This is a genomic window from Microbacterium sp. (assembly GCF_040394595.1).
Lineage (GTDB): Bacteria > Actinomycetota > Actinomycetes > Actinomycetales > Microbacteriaceae > Microbacterium.
In genome coordinates this window covers 331,812-346,947 of the sequence record NZ_JBEBSA010000002.1, presented here as the reverse complement: position 1 = coordinate 346,947, position 15,136 = coordinate 331,812, and the positions used below count along the sequence as shown (strand labels likewise).

Genomic DNA, 15,136 nt, shown 5'->3' with positions numbered 1-15,136 from the left:
CGGAACCTTGCTCCCACAGCGTAGACGAAATCGATTTCATGCCGCAAGCGCCGACACGCCCGATTTCTGCGTCGATCCCCGGGAAACCGGGGCGCACCGCGGCATCGGCGGTTTCAGGCCGTCGCCGCTCCCGGACTCAGCGCCGGGGTCGGGCGGCCTGCACCTCGTTGCGCAGCACGACGGTGCGCGACGGCTGCACGTCTCCGCGGATGCGCTCGAGCAGCATCCGCGCCGCCGTGACGCCCATGTGCCGCGCCGGCAGCCGCACCACCGTGACCGCGCTCGGCGAGAGCGTCGTGAACGGAAGCGACCCGACCACCGCGACCCCGATCCGGGGCGGCGTCAGATCGTGCTCGGTGAGCACCTGGATCGCGCCGACGCCGATGAGGTTGTTGCCGGCGACGACGGCGTCCGGCGGCTCGGGCAGTGCGAGCAGCTCCTCCATGACCTCGCGGCCGCCGTCCACCCGGAACGACGAGAAGCGCAGCAGGTCCTCCGGCACCGGCACCCCGGCGTCGCGGTGGGCGAGGCGCCACCCGTCGGCGCGGTCCGCGGCGGTCTCGATGTTCTCCGGGCCGCCGATGTAGGCCACGCGGTGAGAGGTCTCGAGCAGGTGCGCGGTGGCGCTGCGCCCGGCGTCGCGGTTGGACATCACGACGCCGTCGATGTCGTATCCGGTGCTGCGGTCGACCGCGACCACCGGACGCCCGGTCTTCAGGATCTCGTCGAGGTTGCTGTGGTCGGACGCGGCGGCGAGGATCACGCCGGACATGTTCTCGGCCATCGCGATGCGCAGGTAGGTGGACTCCTTCTCGATCTGCGAGTCGGAGTTGCAGAGCACGACGGAGTAGCCGGCCTCGCTCGCGACGTCCTCGACGCCGCGGGCCATCTCGGTGAAGTACGGGTTCTCGATGTCGGGGATCACCAGCGCGATCACCTCGGAGCTCTGCCGGCGCAGCGTGCGGGCCGCGCGGTTCGGCGTGAAGTCGAGCTGCTTGGCCGCATTGCGCACCGCGACGATCTTGGCCTCGGAGACCCCGACCCCGTTGAACACGCGCGACACCGTCGCCGGCGACACCCCGGCGAGCTGTGCGACGTCGTAGATCGTGGCCACGTGTTTCCTCACGGCTTGTACTGTCAGCACACACTACCGTGTTGAAATCGATTGCAACATCCCGGCGTTCCCGGTACTGTGACGGAACACCCACCCACGCCGACACGAGGAAGTGCGCATGCCCGACCTGAACTCGATCGCCGCCCTGCGCCAGGTGCAGACCCGGTCGATCTCCCCCGAGAACTTCGACGGAGCGGTCGGCGGAGGCGGAAAGGCCACCGAGGGCACCGGCGCCGACTGCGCCCGCGACCTCGGCCCCGGCTGGAAGATCTCCCCCAGCGTCGACATCAAGGCCGGCGAGACCTTCGAGCTGGCGTCGATCGCCGGCGCCGGAAAGATCACGCACATCTGGATCACCACCCACACCGACAACTGGCGCACCCTCATCCTGCGGGCGTTCTGGGACGGCGCCGAGGAGCCGGCCGTCGAGGTGCCCTACGGAGACTTCTTCTGCAACGGCTGGGGCGTCTTCGCCCAGGTGAACTCGCAGGCGATCGCCGCCAACCCGCACGGCGGCTTCAACTCGTACTGGCCGATGCCGTTCCGCGACGGCGCCCGCCTCACGATCGAGAACACCTCGGTCGTCGACGTGCGCGTCTACTACCAGGTGACCTACGAGACCGGCGGCGACTACTCGAACGACGGCTACTTCCACGCGCAGTGGCGCCGCTCGAACCCGCTCGAGGACCTCGCCCCGCACGTGATCCTCGAGGGCATCGAGGGACAGGGCCAGTACGTCGGCACCTACATCGCCTGGGGCGTGAACTCCAACGGCTGGTGGGGCGAGGGCGAGATCAAGTTCTATCTCGACGACGACACCGACTACCCGACGATCTGCGGCACGGGCACCGAGGACTACTTCGGCGGCGCCTGGAACTTCGACATCCCCGGGCAGGGCTACACGGCGTTCTCGACCCCCTACCTCGGCATGCCGCAGGTGATCCGCCCCGACGGCCTGTACGTCAGCCAGCAGCGCTTCGGCATGTACCGCTGGCACCTGCAGGACCCGATCCGCTTCTCCACCGGCATACCCAAGGTCGACATCCAGGCCCTCGGGTGGCGCAGCGGCTGGCGCTATCTCCCCCTGCGCGACGACATCGCCTCCACCGCGATGTTCTACCTCGACCGGCCGACCGCGCGCCGGCCGAAGTCGCCGAGCGCCGACGACATGGAGGTACACCTAGGGACGGCACCGGTGCCCGACCTCGGATCCACTCCTCCCCGCGAGCCGCGGAGCTGACGATGGCGCACGCGACCTACCCGGATCTCGCCGGACGTCTCGTCGTCGTCACCGGCGGCGGCCGCGGGATCGGCCTCGCCACCGTGCGGCGCTTCCTCGCGCAGGGCTGCCGCGTCGTCGTGCTCGATCTCGCGATGAGCGTCGGCGAGGTCGCGGCTCCCGACGCCGCGGGCTGGCAGCACGTCACCGGCGAGGTCGAGCTCGACTTCGTGCGGACCGACGTGACGGATCCCGACGCGGTCGCCGCCGTGGCATCCGAGCTCGCCGTACGCCACGGCGCACCCGACGTGGTGCTCAACGCCGCCGGGATCGTGCGTTCCGCGAGCGCCGAGGACATGACGTTCGACGAGTGGCGCCAGGTGATCGACATCAACCTCACCGGGACGTTCCTCGTGGCGCAGGCCTTCGGGCGCCTCATGCTCTCCACCGGACGGGGATCGATCGTCAACATCGCGTCGATGAGCGGCGTGATCAGCAACTACCCGCAGAAGCAGTCGAGCTACAACGCGTCGAAGGCCGGGGTCGCGCACCTCACCAGGACGCTCGCGGGCGAGTGGGCGGGCCGCGGCGTGCGCGTCAACGCCGTCTCCCCGGGATACATCGCCACCGAGCTGACCGCCCCGCTGATGGAGCAGAACCCGGAGTGGACCGCAGCGTGGCTGGAGCGCACACCCCTGGGGCGGGTCGGCACGCCCGACGAGGTCGCCTCGGTGATCCTCTTCCTCGCCTCCGACGAATCCCGGTTCATGACCGGCTCGGACGTGGTCGCCGATGGCGGATACACCGTCTGGTGATCCGAGACGGCGCCTCGCGGTCGCCGCGGCGCTGCTCGCCGGCGCGCTGCTGACGTCCGGCTGCGGGGCCTCCACGCCGATCGCGTCGGCGAGCGTCGCCGACGCACCGACGGCGATCGGCGTGTCCGACGGCGACCTCTGGCCGAGCTGCTGGTCGGACGACGGCGCCCTGTATGCGGCGAACGGCGACGGTGCAGGGTTCGGCAGCGTGACGAGCGACATCGTGATGAACAGGATCACCGGCTCCCCGGCGTCCGACGACCTGTCCGGGGAGGCGCTCGCGACGGGCGACGGGCTGGGGCGGGTGTGGACGGCCGAACCGGGGTTCACCCGCAAGCCCACCGGGATGCTGTGCGTCGGCGGCACACTCTATCTCGCCGTGCAGGACCTCGCCGCCGACTTCGACCGCGCACCGGCGGCGACCATCGCCCGCAGCGACGACCACGGCAGGACCTGGACCTGGGACCCGGAGGCGCCGATGTTCGACGACGGCGTCTTCACCACGGTCTGGTTCGCCGACTACGGGAAGGATGCCGAGCGGCGGCCCGACGAGCGGTACGTCTACGCCTACGGGCTCGACGGCAACTGGCGGGACTCCTTCACCGATGCGGCGACCGACCCCACGGCGCTGTTCCTCGCCCGGGTGCCCGTCGCCTCGGTGCAGGACGCCGCGACCTGGGAGTTCTTCGCGGGGAGTCCGGGCGACGCCGAGCCCTCCTGGACGAAGGACATCGCCCGGAAGCGCCCCGTCCTCGTCGACGAGCGGCGCGTGCACGACCTCAGCGTGCTGTCGCAGGGCGGGGTGACGTACCTGCCGAAGCACGACCGTTACGTCTACACGTCGTGGACCGAGTACACCTTCGAGTTCTACCAGTCGCCGACGCCGTGGGGCCCGTGGAAGCCCTTCCTCTCCGAGGACTTCGGCGTCTACCCGTGGACCGCCGAACGCCTGGGCGGGTATGCGACGACGATCCCCTCGAAGTTCGTCTCGGACGACGAGAGGACGGCCTGGGTGCAGTCGAACGTGTGCCCGTGCGCCCCGGCGGGTGTGACCTCCTACTGGTTCGGGCTGAGGAGGATGACGCTCGCCGACGGGTGAGCGCCGCGACAGACCTCGTCGCCGTCCGGGCGACGCTGAGAAAGGAGAGGGCAATGAGGCCCTTCACACGGATCGCCGCCGGCGCGGCGATCGCCTCCCTCGCCGCCGTCGCGTTCGCGGCGACCGGCGCCCCGCCGCCGCCGGCTGAGGCGACGACCGCACGCACACCGTCCACCGTCGTCGAGAAGCTGACCGGCCCCGACGCCCCCAACAACACATGGGGACGCTGGGACATCAAGGCCACCGACCTCGGCATCATGTGGGATGACGGCGCCGGTCACGTGCTCACCGCGTTCGGCGACACGTTCGGCAACTCCTGGACGGGGCCCGGCGGCGGCGCGCCGCCGAATGGCAACTGGCGCAGCAACGTGCTGGTCCGCTCGAGCGACACCGACCTGTCCGACGGGATGCTCTTCGACTGGGCGGCGCAGGGCCCGCAGGGCATCGCGCGTCAGATCATCCCGTCGAAGAAGATCAACGGCGACGAGATCACGACCATCCCCACCACCGGGATCTCGGTCGGGAAGCGCCAGTACCTCGGATTCATGTCGGTGAAGCAGTGGGGCCCTCCGGGGGTGTGGGACACCAACCGGGCGGGCATCGCGTACTCCGACGACGGCGGCGCGACCTGGACCGTGTCGAAGACGACGTGGGAGAACCCCGACGGCGACGATCCGTTCCAGATGCAGGCCTGGGTGCGGAAGGGCGGCACGATCTACGTCTTCGGCACGCAGAACGGCCGCAACGGCCCCGCGTCGGTCGCGAAGGTGCCGGCGGGCAAGCTGCTCGACAAGGGCTCGTACCGCTACTGGGACGGGAAGAAGTGGAGCAAGAAGGAGTCCGACGCGGTCGCCGTGATGGATGCGCCGATGAGCGAGATGTCGGTGCAGTACGACGAGTACAGCAAGCGCTTCCTGATGATGACGCTCTCGGGCGAGGACATCGTCATGCGCACCGCGAAGAGCCCCGAGGGGCCGTGGACGGCACCGCAGACCGTGGCCAGCTCGACCGACTATCCGGCGCTCTACGGCGGCTACTTCCACCCCTGGAGCAAGAACGGCGAGATCTACTTCACGATGTCGCAATGGAATCCGTACAACGTCTACCTGATGCGACTGCGGATCGACCGCGACGGCCGGATCGTCGACCCCAACCTCATCGTCGACGCGAGCTTCGAGCGGTCGGCGACGCTGGGCGACGGGACCGGCGGCACCTGGGGGGCGAAGCCGAACTCGGGCATCGACACCGCCCCGGCCGCCGGGTTCACCGGGGATCGCCGCGTCTTCGTGCGATACAACAACGGCTGGCGGGACGTCTGGCAGGACGTCGCCGTGCAGCCGAAGACGAAGTACCGGCTCAGCGGCTTCCTGCGCACGTCCGTCAACAGCGACAACGGGTTCTTCGGCGCCCGCACGCTCGACGGCACCGTGATCGGGGAGGCGAACTTCCACTCGGTCGGCGCCTGGACCCGCTTCACCGTCGACTTCGACAGCGGTGACCGCAGCGCCGTACAGGTCTTCGGCGGCGTCTGGACCAACAGCGGCGACATCTGGATGCAGCTCGACGACGTCTCGCTGACCCGGATCCCGTGATCGCCCGTCCGGCCCCCGCCCTCCGCGGACGGGGGCCGGGCTCAGGGGCCCGCGCCGTCGTCGCGCCACAGCGCCCAGAGACGGGCGTATACCCCGTCCGTCCGGACGAGTTCGTCGTGGGAGCCGAGCTCCACGACGCGTCCGCCGTCGACCACGGCGATGCGATCGGCGTCATAGGCGGTGTAGAGGCGGTGGGCGATCGCGATCACCGTCCGCCCCTGCACGGTGGCTGCGAGCGCGGCCTCGAGGTCTCGGGCGGCGCTCGGGTCCATCGCGGAGGTCGCCTCGTCGAGGATGATCGTGTGCGGATCGGCAAGGAGCACCCGCGCGAGGGCCAGCTGCTGCTCCTGCGCCCCGCTGAGCGGATGCCCTCCCGAGCCGACGACGGTGTCCCAACCCTCGTCGAGGGCTTCGACCCACTCCGCGGCGCCGATCCGTGAGAGCGCCTCCCGCACCTCGCCGTCGGCAGCGTCGATACGGCCGAGACGCACGTTCTCTCGCACGGTGGCGGCGAAGATGTGGCTCTCCTGCGCGACGAGGAGCACATGCCTCCGGCGTTCCGCGAGGCCGACCGCCGAGGCGTCGGCGCCGCCGATCAGGGCACGCCCCGAGGTCGGCCGGTCGATCCCGGCGAGCAGCCGCGCGATGGTCGACTTCCCGGCTCCGGAGGGACCGACCACGGCGAGGCGCTCACCCGGCACGATGCGCAGCGACACGTCGTGCACCACCGGATGACCGGCGCGGTAGGCGAAGGTCGCCTCACGGAGTTCGACCTCCGTCGACTGCGGGGGCGCGGCGCCCGTCGCCGGACGGTCCGCGACCTCGCTCACCCCGAGGAGCCTCGCGAAGGACACGAATCCCCGCTGCAGCTCGTCGGTCCATCCGATCAGCGCCTCCAGCGGCGAGACGAGAGCCGACGCGTAGAGCGTGACGGTCACCACCGTGCCGACCGTCACGTCCCCGCGGATCGCGAGCCAGCCGCCCCAGGCGAGAGACGCGAAGACGGGGATCGCGAAGGCGAGGTTCGACCACGGCAGCATGGTCTGACGGAGCCGGATGCGGCCGACGGCCGCCGCCCAATGCTGTGCGATCGCCGCATCCATCGAGCGCTCACGGGCCGCGCGCAGACTCAGCGCCTCGATCGCCCGCGAACCGCCCGCGGTCTCGTCCATCGAGGCGAAGATCGGTCCGAAGCTGTCGCCCATGCGCCGATAGACGCCGGGGGCGCGCTTCACGTACCAGCGCATCACCACGACCAGCAGCGGGACGGCGAGCAGATACACGGGCGCGATCAGCGGAGAGGCGATGGCGGCCGCGATGAGCGTCAGCACGACGGTGGCCGCCGCGATCAGCGACTCCGGGAGCGCACGCCGCACGGTCGCCGAGACCGCGCTGATGTCCTGCGTCGTCCGCGTCACGAGCTCACCCGTGCCGGCCGACTCCACGACGCCCATCGGCACGGCGAGCACGCTCGCCATGAAGTCCAGCCGCAGCCGCGCGAACACGTCCTCGCCGAGGGTCAGCGCGGTGCGGGTGGCGACGAGCACGAGCAGGCTCTGCGCGAGCACGCCGCCGACCATCACCGCACCGTAGGCGGCGACCTCGCCCGCCCCCGCCCCGGCGCGCAGCCGGTCGATCAGCATCCCCACCGCACGGGGCGGGATGAGCCCGGCGAGCGCGGAGGCACCGAAGACGACCACCACGGCGACGAACCGCATCCGGTGCATCCGCCAGATCGCCCGCAGCTCAGCACGCACACGCCCCGAGCCGGCGCGGGGCAGCGTCGTGCCCCGCGCCGCGGCGGTCTCCTCGCTCATGACACCCCCTCGGCGCGGAGCACCGCCCGGCGGTACCCGGCGTCGTGCTGCACGAGCTGCTCGTGCGTGCCCTCCGCGGTCACCGCAGACCCTTGGACGACGACCACACGATCCGCTCCGCTGAGCACGAGCGGGCTGGTGGTGACGATGAGCGTGGCAGCGCCACGGCGGTATGCCCGGATGCCGGCCGCCATGCGCTCCTCGGTCGACGCATCCACGGCGGAGGTCGGATCGTGCAGGACGAGGACCGGAGCCCCGGCCAGCAGCGCCCGCGCCGCGCCGAGCCGCTGCCGCTGCCCTCCGGAGAATTCCACGCCGCGCTCCCCCACGCGCACGTCGAGCCCGCCCTCGACGGCCGCCACGACGTCGGCGGCGTCGACCGCCTCCACCGCGGCCAGGACGGCCGCGTCGTCATGCCTCCCCCAGGGGTCGAGCAGCTCGCGCAGCGTGCCGCTGAACAGGAAGGGCACCGGATCGGAGACCACGACCCGGTCGCGGACGGATCGCACGCCGAGGTCGCTCAGCGCCGCGCCCTCGAGCAGCACCCGCGACCCGCCGTCGGGAACCAGCCGCCCCACGCGGTCGACGAACGCCCTGGCCTCCTGCGCATCGCGCAGCACCACGGCGAGCGTCTCTCCCCGGCGCACGGAGAGCCCGGTCGCCTCGTCGTGCAGCACGATCTCGCGAGCCCCTCTCCCCGCTCCGTCGGCTGCCCCCTCCGCCGGCCACAGGGGCTCGACGTCGAGCAGTTCGACGATCGCCCGGGAGGCGATCATGGCTCGCACCACGACGCGCATCACCTGGTTCAGCAGCGTCACCGGCATCACCATGAATCCGGCGTAGCCGTAGAACGCGACGAGCTCCCCCACCCGCAGCTCCCCGCGGGCCACCATCGTCCCGCCGATCCAGGTCAGGCCGACCACGAGCGCCCCTGCGACGAGCACACCGATCGCCTCGGCCAGCGACCACGGCAGCGCCACGCGCTTCTCCGCGTCGCGCGTCTGCTCGGAGCGTTCACGGAAGCGGGCGAGGAACCACTCCTCACCCCCGATGCCCCGGATCACGCGGAGCCCCCGCACGCTGTCGGTGGCGATCCCGTTCATCTTCGACGCCGCACCGCGCGCATCCTTCTGTCGCGAGCGGAGGAAGGACACCAGGAACAGCTGCAGCATCGAGAACACCGGGACGGCGATCATGACGAGCAGGCCGAGCAGCACCGAGTCGCGCAGCAGCAGCACCGAGACGGTGACGTAGGAGGCGACCGCCGACACGAGAGTGCCGACGTTGATCGGCACGTATCCGAGCCACCACGCGTCGTTCGACGCCATCGTGATGACGCTTCCCGCGCCCAGCTTCCGGTCGCCCGCGACCGTCACGCGTGCGGCGGCGTGCACGATGACCTGCTCCACCCGTGAGGTGGCGCGCTCGTAGTTGATCGACCCCGCCCTGTCCCGCAGCCCCTGGATCAGGGAGTGCTGCAGCTGCAGCCAGACCACCACGAGGAGCCAGCGCAGGAAGGCGCCGTAGTCGCCCGCGACCAGGCCCTCGTCCACGGCCCGCCCGATCGCCCACGGCGTGAGCGCCAGGCCGAGCAGCCAGACCACGTCGCAGACGACGCCCTGCAGGACGGTCGTCCATTGGCGGCGGAGGATCCACGCCAGGAGGCCGGCGGGCGTGACGCCCGCCGGCGGAGGCGCATACGGCTCGGGAAGCCGGATCATCCGACTCGGATCATACGAGCCCCTGCACCCGGAACTGCTCGGCGTGGTAGACGGCGTTCGTCGTGGTGTTCCACTGGCTCACGCTGAGATGCAGGTCCGACAGCGTCGACCCCGGGATGATGTAGCCGCCGTAGAGCTGCGCGACGTGCGTGGCGTCCTCGGCGCCCCAGTTGCCGCCGTACAGCAGCGTGGTCTTCTGCGCGGTGTAGAGGTTGTCCGTGGGGGTGTTCAGCACCATCGCGTCGATGCGGTACGACGCGGCGTTGAACCACACCAGGATCCACTTGCCGCCGAGCGGCCGCAGGCACATCTCGCCGAACTGGCCCGGCAGGACCTCGGTCGCGGGCTTGCCCCACCCCCACGATCCGTTCGCGAAACCCCACGGCTGATAGGCGGACAGCTGGGTCATCTGGTTCGAGGGCACGCGGTAGAGCACGATCCCCTTGTTGCGCTGGAAGCCGGTGCCGTAGATGTAGACGTAGCCGTCGCTCCCCTCGCCCCAGGTGATGCACTGGAAGCGCCCGCCCGCCATGTCGGCGGGGAACTTCAGTCCGGTGTGCTGCCAGGTGGCCCCGGAGTCGTCGCTCTTCCACAGCTCGGTCCAGCGCACCGTGCCGAAGGTCGGGCCGTTGACGATCGCATGCAGGTACATCCGCGAGCCGATCGTGATGACGTCCGACGGGATCACGGTCTGGAAGTAGTCGTCGTGCGGGTAGTACCAGAGCTGAGGCGCGACGCCCTGCGTGTTCGCTCCGGCACCCGCGGAGCCGTTGAACGTCACGCCCGACAGCAGGTTCGTCGTGGAGGAGTAGAGGGCGACGGGCGAACGCCAGTTCGCCCCGCCCATGTGGTCGGCGAAGGTGTCGCCGAACACGAACAGCATCCGTCCATCGGGGGTGCGCGCCGGGATGCCGAGATCCGTCGCCCCCACGCCGTACTGCACCGGGCTCTGAGTGCCGGCGAGCACCTTCATCCGGGTGACGCTGAGCGGCCCGGCCGCCGAGGCGGGTGGAGCGCCGACGGCGACCGCGCCGGCCGCGACGCCCAGCGCCGCCGCTCCCCTCAGCATCGTCCTGCGACTGATTCCCTGGGTTCTCCGCTGTTCCATGACTGCTCCTTCGCTGTCCTGCGGATGCCGGCGCCGGTGCCGGCTGTGGCTACTTCAGCCCCGCCATCTTGATGTTGCCGATGATCTGGCGCTGGAAGATGAGGAAGAGGATCACGACCGGCGCGGCGGCGAGCACGGAGCCCGCCATCAGCAGGCCGAGCTCGGTGCTGCGTTCCGACCGGAACGTGGCGAGGTACTGCTGCACCACGAACTTGTCGGGCGAGGTGATGGTCATGATGGGCCACACGTACGAGTTCCAGTACGCGAGGAAGGCGGTGATGCCCATCACCACGAACGGCGGCTTCGACAGCGGCAGGAACATCCGCCAGAAGATGCCGAACCGGCCGCAGCCGTCGAGCATCGCCGCCTCTTCGAGGCTGGCCGGGATGTTCAGGTAGAACTGCCGGATGAAGAACACCGAGCCCGCGCTCGCCGCGCCGGGGATGATGAGCACCGCGAGGGTGTCGAGCATCGACAGCCGGGTGACGACGATGAAGCTCGTGAGCAGGATCGTCATGCCCGGGATGAACATGGTGGTGATGACGGCGACCCAGAGGGTGCGCTTGAACCGGAAGTCGAGCCGCGCGAACGCATAGGCCGCGAGCGAGTTGACCGTGAGGCTCAGCACGGTGAACAGCACCGCGCCGAGGAAGGTCCACCCCATCGTGAGGGCGAAGGTCGGGTCGGCGATGATCTGCGCGTAGTTCTCCCACCTCCACACCTCGGGGAAGAACTGGAAGGGCGTCTGCACGACCTCGGTCTTCGACTTGAACCCCGCGATCACCATCCAGGCGAGCGGGAACAGCGCGGCGACGATGAAGATCAGGCCGACGATCGCCTTGAAGACCAGCGCGATCCATCCGTTCGCGGTCTTCGGCAGCTTCGACCGCTTCGGGGCCTTGCCGCCGAGCACGATGGCGGTGGTCTCTCCCTGCATGACGGCCATCAGTCGACCAGCCTCTCGGAGTTGACGAACTTGAACACCAGCGCGGACACCGAGCCGAGCACGACGAACAGCAGCAGCGCCGCCGCGATCGAGTAGCCCACGTTGATGTCGTTGCGGAAGTGGTTGAAGATGAACAGGTTGGGCAGGGTCGTCGAGTCGAGCGGACCGCCGCCGGTCATGACCAGCGGGAGCTCGAACTGCTGGATCGCCGCAACGAACCCGGTCACGAGCAGGTAGAGGAACACGTTCTTCATCTGCGGGATGGTGATGTAGAAGGTCTTCTGCCACCATCCGGCGCCCTCCATCGACGCCGCCTCGTAGTACTCGGTGGGGATGTCCACCATCGCGGCCACCATGATGAGCGAGGTGAGGCCCATGCCCAGCCAGACGGCGGGCACCGCGATCGCGAGCAGCGCCCAGGCCGGGTCGCCGATCCACGCGATCGGATCGATGCCGAAGACGCCGAGGAAGGCGTTGAGCAGACCGCCGGAGTAGTTGTAGATCAGCACGAAGATGATCGAGGTGATCACGCCCGAGATGATCGTCGGGATGTAGACGCTGACCTTGAGGATGCTGGCGAAGCGGCGCGACACCGCCACGACGAGGCTCGCGAAGAGGTAGGCGAGCACGAGCATCGGGGGGACGGTCATCAGCACGAACACGAAGCCGCGGCCGATGGTGGCGATGAACAGCGGATCGTTCAGCACGTCGGTGAAGTTCTTGAGCCCGACGAACACCGGGTCCTTGTAGAAGCTCCAGTCCTGGAAGGACAGGTATCCGGCGTAGACGGCCGGCCACACCACGAAGATGCCCAGGAGCACCACCACGGGTGCGAGGAGCAGCAGGGCGAGTTTCGTGTCGCGGTAGCGGTAGCGGTTGTGGCGCCGGCGTTCCTCTCGGCGCGCGTCCTTCACGGCAGCAGTGGTCATCGTCGTTCCGTCTCGTCGTCGGTGCGCACCGGTGTCGGGGGCCGGACCAGCCCGGCCCCCGACACCGCCCGGATCAGTTCTTCGGGGCCTTCTCAGACAGCTTGTCGCGGTCGATGACGGTCTGGATCGCCTTCTCGGCGGTCGCGATCGCGGCATCCGGCGTCGCAGCGCCCTTCATGACGGACTCCATCGCGGTGCCGACGGCCAGGGAGACGTCCCAGGGGTAGGTCGGCTCGGGGATCGCGGTCGGCGCGATGTCGTTGATGACGACCTTCGACCACGGGGCCTTCGCGGCGGCCTCGTCCTTGGTGACCGCGTCCTGCACCGACTGGCGCACCGGGACCTTGGTGAACTGGGTGTTCACGAAGAAGGGCACGAGGTTCGCGGGGTCGCCGGCGAGCGACCACTCGAGGAACTTGCCCGCGGCCTCGGCGTTCTTGGTCTTCGCGTCGATGACCCACTTGAAGTTGCCGAGGGTGGTGGAGGTGCGTCCGTCGGCGTTCGACGAGCTCGGGAACGCGCCGACGCCGGTGTTGGTCAGCATGTCCTTGAAGTCGGAGCCGATCTCGGACATCATCCACGAACCGGAGACCTTGAAGGCCACCTTCTTCTCGCCGAAGTCCTTACCGCCGACGTAGGCGTCGAGGGCCTGCTTGGGCATGTAGCCCTTGTCCCACAGCTCCTTGTAGTTGGCCATGAGCTTCTTGTAGCCGTCGTTGTTGATGTCGGGCTTGGTCCAGTCGGACGTCAGGGCCGTGTGCCCCGCGAAGTTGTACTGCTGCCCGACGGTCGACCAGGCGAAGGTCACCGCGTCGCCGGCGGGCGAGATGCAGTACTGGCCCTTCGCGAGGGTGGGCTGGATCTTCGCGCAGGCGGCGAGCAGGTCGTCCCAGGTGGCGGGGGCGGCCTCGGAGTCGACGCCGGCCTTGGTGAGCATCTCCTTGTTCCAGAAGAGCACGGTCTGCGCTTCGAGCAGCAGCGGGTAGGCGTAGTACTTGCCGCCGATCTCGGAGACCGGCTTGGCGGCGTCGATGATCTCGCCGAGCTTCGCCTTGTCGACCACCTTGTCCAGCTCGTAGAGCTGACCGGCGTTCACGGCGTCCTGGATGCTGCCGGAGTGCGTGTAGATGTCGGGCGCCTTGCCCGCGGCCTGCGCGGCCTTCATCTTCTGGTCCCAGGCGTCGGCCGGCACCTCGGTGTCGACGACCTTGATCTCCTTCTGGGACGCGTTGAACTTCTTGACGATGTCCTTGTACCACTCGTTCTCGACGGGCGTGAACGTGCGGTGCCAGAACTGGATCGTGGTGACGCCCTTGTCGCCGCCGCCGTCTCCGGCGGACTGGCCAGGGGTGCTGGAACCGCAGCCGGCGAGGAGGCCGACGGCGGTGAGAGCGCCGAGAGCCGACAGCGCAACCCGCCGGGCCCGGGGTGTGGTGATTGTCATTGGTTCCTCCTCAGGGAACTCGACTCGTCATCGAATCGTGCTGTGTTCGGCAGGTGCCGAGGACCGGCCAGCGGACGGGCTCCGTCGACCGGTAGCGCCAGAGTAGACGAAATCGATTTCATACACAAGGGACCGGTCTCATCCGCGCTGGAGATCCGCCGAGAACCAGAACACGTTGTACGGCCCCCAGAGCGAGAGCGTGAAATAGATCCTGCGCCCGTCGTCCGAGACGTACCGCGGGTTCAGGTAGGGCGAGTAGAGCCCCGGATAGTCCTTCGCCGCGACGAGCTCGATCGGATCGCCCCACGGCCCCCAGGGCGTGGCGCCCTCCCGGATGTAGGCGTTCCCCGCATCCGAGTAGGTCATGATCCAGCGCTCGAGATAGGTCGACCACATCACCGAGAGCTCGCCGATCGTGCCGTCGACGACCGTCTCGGCCTTGGTCATGTCGGCGCTCCAACGCGGGGTCGCTCCGTCGGCGCCGGAGAAGTACTCGTACGCGGAGAGGGACTCCACGGCCTTCTCCTCGGCGGGCACGCGCATCAGCTGCACCCCGCCGAACCTCCCGGACGGGATCGCCCAGATGTACACGTAGTCCTTCCCGCCGTCCTGTACGGCGGCGGTGGCGAACTGCACGAAGTTCGAGTCGCCCGGCCATCGCACGCCCTCGACGGGCTTCCACGACGCGCCGCCGTCGGTGGACTTCACGAGCGCCGCGTAGTTCGCGTCCCACGCGCCGGGGTCGCCCCAGTGCCGCACCGACATGTACGAGACGTACATCGTCTCGCCGACGGCGAAGCCGTAGGTGGGGATCTTGGTGACCTCGCCGCCGATGTCGTTCGCGTCGTGATCCCCCTCGATCAGCGGGGACGCCAGGCCGACGTCATCGGTGAGCCAGCCGCCGAAGTCGATGCCGTCGGAGGGATCGTCGTCGGTCGTCCACGCGGAGACGTTCGAACGCCAGAACCCGCCCTGCCCGCCGACCGACTCGGGATCCCGTTCGCCGAACGTGTCGCCGAAGAAGAAGAACGTCTTGTCGCCGAGGTTCACCATCGACCCGAGATCCGTGCCGGCGACGCCGACCACCGCCGTGTCGTTCATGGCCCCCGGACCGGTGAGCCGCGCGATCTCGGTGACCTTCGAGACGCCGGTGAGCACGAAGGGCTTGTCCGGGTCGGGATCGACGCTCACGCCGCCTCCCGAGGTGCACGCGGCGAGCGCGAGGACGGACGCGGCGACGAGAGCGGCGCCGATGCGGCGCAGCGGATGCCGGCGCGCGGCGGGAGCGGACGGATGAGCGGGGCTGCCATGGCGCATGATCCTCCTTGATCG

Annotated in this window: 12 protein-coding genes; 4 read left to right on the top strand and 8 right to left on the bottom strand. The window is 69.5% G+C overall.

The genetic code is table 11. The features are described from left to right. Positions 1 to 136: 136 nt before the first annotated feature. Positions 137 to 1,126 carry a LacI family DNA-binding transcriptional regulator gene (locus ABWO84_RS04400; protein WP_353112914.1) on the bottom strand — a complete coding sequence of 330 codons (990 nt, stop codon included), beginning with the start codon at positions 1,124 to 1,126 and terminating at the stop codon, positions 137 to 139. 106 nt (positions 1,127 to 1,232) lie between these two features. On the opposite strand from ABWO84_RS04400, the gene ABWO84_RS04395 reads away from it, so the two are divergent. From ABWO84_RS04395 to ABWO84_RS04380, 4 genes are read left to right on the top strand one after another with little or no spacing between them, the layout of a single operon-like run. Continuing rightward, complete coding sequence (locus ABWO84_RS04395; protein WP_353112912.1) at positions 1,233 to 2,354, top strand: glycoside hydrolase family 172 protein; 1,122 nt, start codon at positions 1,233 to 1,235, stop codon at positions 2,352 to 2,354. A 2-nt stretch (positions 2,355 to 2,356) separates the two neighbouring features. Next, complete coding sequence (locus ABWO84_RS04390; protein WP_353112910.1) at positions 2,357 to 3,148, top strand: SDR family NAD(P)-dependent oxidoreductase; 792 nt, start codon at positions 2,357 to 2,359, stop codon at positions 3,146 to 3,148. After that, positions 3,126 to 4,247 carry a DUF4185 domain-containing protein gene (locus tag ABWO84_RS04385; protein WP_353112908.1) on the top strand — a complete coding sequence of 374 codons (1,122 nt, stop codon included), beginning with the start codon at positions 3,126 to 3,128 and terminating at the stop codon, positions 4,245 to 4,247. Before ABWO84_RS04390 ends, ABWO84_RS04385 begins: the two co-directional genes overlap by 23 nt. Before the next feature lie 53 nt (positions 4,248 to 4,300). Then, positions 4,301 to 5,839: a glycoside hydrolase family 183 protein gene (locus tag ABWO84_RS04380; protein ID WP_353112906.1), complete on the top strand. Its 1,539-nt coding sequence runs from the start codon at positions 4,301 to 4,303 to the stop codon at positions 5,837 to 5,839. Positions 5,840 to 5,880: 41 nt separating this feature from the next. On the opposite strand, the gene ABWO84_RS04375 is transcribed toward ABWO84_RS04380, so the two are convergent. The 7 genes from ABWO84_RS04375 to ABWO84_RS04345 form a co-directional block, all read right to left on the bottom strand. Beyond that, on the bottom strand, positions 5,881 to 7,656 hold the full coding sequence (locus tag ABWO84_RS04375; RefSeq protein ID WP_353112904.1) for an ABC transporter ATP-binding protein: 1,776 nt from the start codon (positions 7,654 to 7,656) through the stop codon (positions 5,881 to 5,883). Beyond that, positions 7,653 to 9,377: an ABC transporter transmembrane domain-containing protein gene (locus ABWO84_RS04370; RefSeq protein ID WP_353112902.1), complete on the bottom strand. Its 1,725-nt coding sequence runs from the start codon at positions 9,375 to 9,377 to the stop codon at positions 7,653 to 7,655. The genes ABWO84_RS04375 and ABWO84_RS04370 overlap by 4 nt, the downstream gene beginning before the upstream one ends. Positions 9,378 to 9,387: 10 nt before the next feature. Continuing rightward, positions 9,388 to 10,485, bottom strand: a complete 1,098-nt coding sequence (locus ABWO84_RS04365; RefSeq protein WP_353112900.1) for a glycoside hydrolase family 183 protein — start codon at positions 10,483 to 10,485, stop codon at positions 9,388 to 9,390. 49 nt (positions 10,486 to 10,534) lie between these two features. Beyond that, positions 10,535 to 11,431: a carbohydrate ABC transporter permease gene (locus tag ABWO84_RS04360; RefSeq protein WP_353112898.1), complete on the bottom strand. Its 897-nt coding sequence runs from the start codon at positions 11,429 to 11,431 to the stop codon at positions 10,535 to 10,537. Then, the gene (locus ABWO84_RS04355; RefSeq protein WP_353112896.1) at positions 11,431 to 12,360 is read right to left on the bottom strand and encodes a carbohydrate ABC transporter permease; all 930 of its coding nucleotides are present in this window, start codon (positions 12,358 to 12,360) and stop codon (positions 11,431 to 11,433) included. Before ABWO84_RS04355 ends, ABWO84_RS04360 begins: the two co-directional genes overlap by 1 nt. A gap of 73 nt (positions 12,361 to 12,433) precedes the next feature. Continuing rightward, a complete protein-coding gene (locus ABWO84_RS04350; protein ID WP_353112894.1) occupies positions 12,434 to 13,804 on the bottom strand; it encodes an ABC transporter substrate-binding protein in 1,371 nt (456 codons plus the stop codon). A 138-nt stretch (positions 13,805 to 13,942) separates the two neighbouring features. Next, positions 13,943 to 15,121 (bottom strand): glycoside hydrolase family 183 protein, encoded by a 1,179-nt coding sequence (locus ABWO84_RS04345; RefSeq protein WP_353112892.1) that lies wholly within the window; start codon positions 15,119 to 15,121, stop codon positions 13,943 to 13,945. Positions 15,122 to 15,136: the final 15 nt, after the last annotated feature.